2 protein-coding genes are annotated in these 2690 nt (G+C 71.2%); one reads left to right on the forward strand and one right to left on the reverse strand.

All coding sequences use genetic code 11. The annotated features are described in order from the left end of the window. Positions 1–98 precede the first annotated feature (98 nt). Positions 99–1778, forward strand: coding sequence for an AMP-binding protein (locus tag B8460_RS19885; protein ID WP_048863367.1), 1680 nt, complete (start codon positions 99–101; stop codon positions 1776–1778). 13 nt (positions 1779–1791) lie between these two features. On the opposite strand, the gene B8460_RS19890 is transcribed toward B8460_RS19885, so the two are convergent. After that, the coding region (locus tag B8460_RS19890) for a sulfotransferase family protein (protein WP_048863368.1) at positions 1792–2690 on the reverse strand (899 nt) is incomplete at its 5' end.

Genomic DNA, 2690 nt, shown 5'->3' on the forward strand with positions numbered 1-2690 from the left:
TGCGCATGTCGGCAATCCTCCGTCGTGGTTTGCGGCTCCGCCCACCGGTCCTACAGTCTGGCCACGCCCGGCAGAAGATCGCGCGGAGGGAGTGAGACATGACAGAAGACGTGCTGGACGCGCATCGCCGCCTCGTCGCCGCCAACTGGCCCGCCGACCTCCCGCGGGAGGTGCAGTATCCGATCGGCCAACGCACGCTGCCCGAGCATGTCCGCCACTGGGCCGCGACGCGCGGGGCCGAGGACGCGATCATCTATTACGGGCACACGATGAGCTGGGCGGAACTGGATCGCCTGTCCGACAGCCTCGCGGCCCTGCTCGCCCGCCACGGCATCGCGCCGGGCGACCGTGTCGCGCTGTGCCTGCCGAACTGCCCGCAATACACGATCGGCTTCCTCGGCATCCTCAAGGCCGGCGCGATCGTGGTGCCGGTCAATCCGCTGGTGAAGGCGGTCGAGTTCGAACACTACCTGCGCGACAGCGGCGCCACGGCGCTGATCGTGCAGGACCGGCTGCATCCGATCGCGCAGCAGGCGGGCCTGCCGCCGCTCGTGCTGACCACCGCCCTGTCCGACTACCTGCCCGCGCGCCCGACCTATCCGCCGCCGCCCGGCCTCGACGCGCCGCGCACCGTGCCGGACGGGGCGACCGACCTGCTGCCGGCGCTGGCGGCGGAGCACGGTCCCGTGCCGATGCCGGCGATCGGCTGGGACAGCATCGCCGCGCTGAACTACACCGGCGGCACCACCGGCCTGCCGAAGGGCTGCGTGCACACGCAGGGCGACAAGGTCTACACCGCCGCCTGCGCGCTGACGTATCTGACCATCGGCGCCGGCCACGGGCCGCACATGAACTTCCTGCCGATGTTCTGGATCGCGGGCGAGGACAGCGGCGTGCTGCTGCCGGTCGTCGGCGGACGCGCGGCGGTGCTGCTCAACCGCTGGGACGCGGGTATGGCGCTCGCGGCGATCGCGGCGCACCGCGTCACCTCCGTCCACGTCCTCGCCGACAGCGCGGCGGAGATGCTCGCCCATCCCGCCGCCGCGACGACCGACCTCTCCTCGCTCGCCGACGTCACGGCCTCGTCCTTGGTGAAGGTGCTCGACGCCGACCTGCGCCGCCGCTTCCAGGCACTGACCGGCTGCGTGCTGCGCGAGGCGGCCTATGGCATGACCGAGACGAACACGATGGACACCTTCACCTGGGGGTTCCAGGACAGTGACCGCGACCTCGCCGCCGATCCGGTGTTCGTCGGCCTGCCGATGCCAAGCACCGATTTCCGTATCACCGACTTCACGACCGGCGCCGACCTGCCGCTCGGCGAGACGGGGGAGATACGCATCCGCACGCCGTCGCAACTGAAATCATACTGGCAGAAGGACGCGGCGACGGCCGAGGCGATCGTGGACGGCTGGCTGCGCACCGGCGACATGGGCCGCATCGACGACTGGGGCTGCGTGCACTATCTCGGCCGGCGCAAGGAGATGCTGAAGGTCAACGGCATGAGCGTCTTCCCGACCGAGGTGGAGATGCTGCTCGCCCGCAATCCCGACATCGCGGCGAGCGGCGTGGTCGGCCGCGCCGACGAACGCCGCGGCCAGGTGCCGGTCGCCTTCGTCCGCCTCGTCCCCGGCTCCACGCTGACGGCCGAGGCACTGGGCGCGTGGTGCCGCGGCAACATGGCGACCTACAAGGTGCCGGAAATCCGCCTGATGGACAGCCTGCCGATGACCGCGACCGGCAAGGTCAAGCGCGGCGAGCTGGCCGCTTTGCTGTAGCGGCCCGGCGGCGCTACGCGGCACCCTCGTCCGCTGCCGCCGCGTCGATCAGCCCCGCGCGCTCCAGCTCCGCCAGCAGCGGCCGCAACTCCGCCGCATAGGCGCGATACTTCCCGATGCCGCGCGCATTGACCGGCTCGCGCACCTGCGCAGCACTCGCCGTGCGCACCCGACGCCCCTGTTCGTGGAACCGCGCGCAGGCCGGATCGTGCGCCAAGCCGAGGAAATCCAGAACACGCGCGAGCGTCGCGTCGAAATCCTCGATCCAGTCCGTCAGCGCCACCTCGATCAGCCGGCCGCCGAGCACGCCGCGCCAATGCGCCATCAGCCGCGAATGCTCGGCGATCGCATGACCCAGGTCGCCGAGGTCGTGCGCATACGGATGATAGCCGAAGAAACGATGCTGGAAGATCGACAGCCCGATATCGCGTGGGTCACGCGTGCAGTGGATGAACCGCGCCCCCGGCAGCAGCCGCGCGAGGAACCCCAGATGCTTCGCGTTCCCTGGCATCTTGTCCACCACCCGCGCCGCCCCCGGCGCCAGCGCGTGCAGCTCGGCGAGGAACCCCGCCGCCGCGTCATCCAGCGCCGCCGCGTCCAGCGCGGCCAGCCGCCGCACACCCTCCGCCGTCTCCGCCCAGCCGTCGGTCAGCGCATGGACCAGGTTATGCACCGCCGCGCGCTCGCCCGCGCCATGCACCGCGGCGTGGGACGCGAGGATCTGCTCGGCGAGCGTGGTGCCCGAACGCGGCATGCCCACGATGAACACCGGCGCAGAATCGTCGTTGCACGCACGTGGTGGCGCCGGTGCCGCAAAACAGGCGATCGACGCATCGACGTGCGCCGACAGCCGCGCCCGGTCATGCGGCTGGAACCGCGCGATGATGCGGTGTCCGGCGGTCCAGTGGCGGA

It is taken from the genome of Acidisphaera rubrifaciens HS-AP3, assembly GCF_000964365.1.
Classification (GTDB): Bacteria; Pseudomonadota; Alphaproteobacteria; order Acetobacterales; family Acetobacteraceae; genus Acidisphaera; species Acidisphaera rubrifaciens.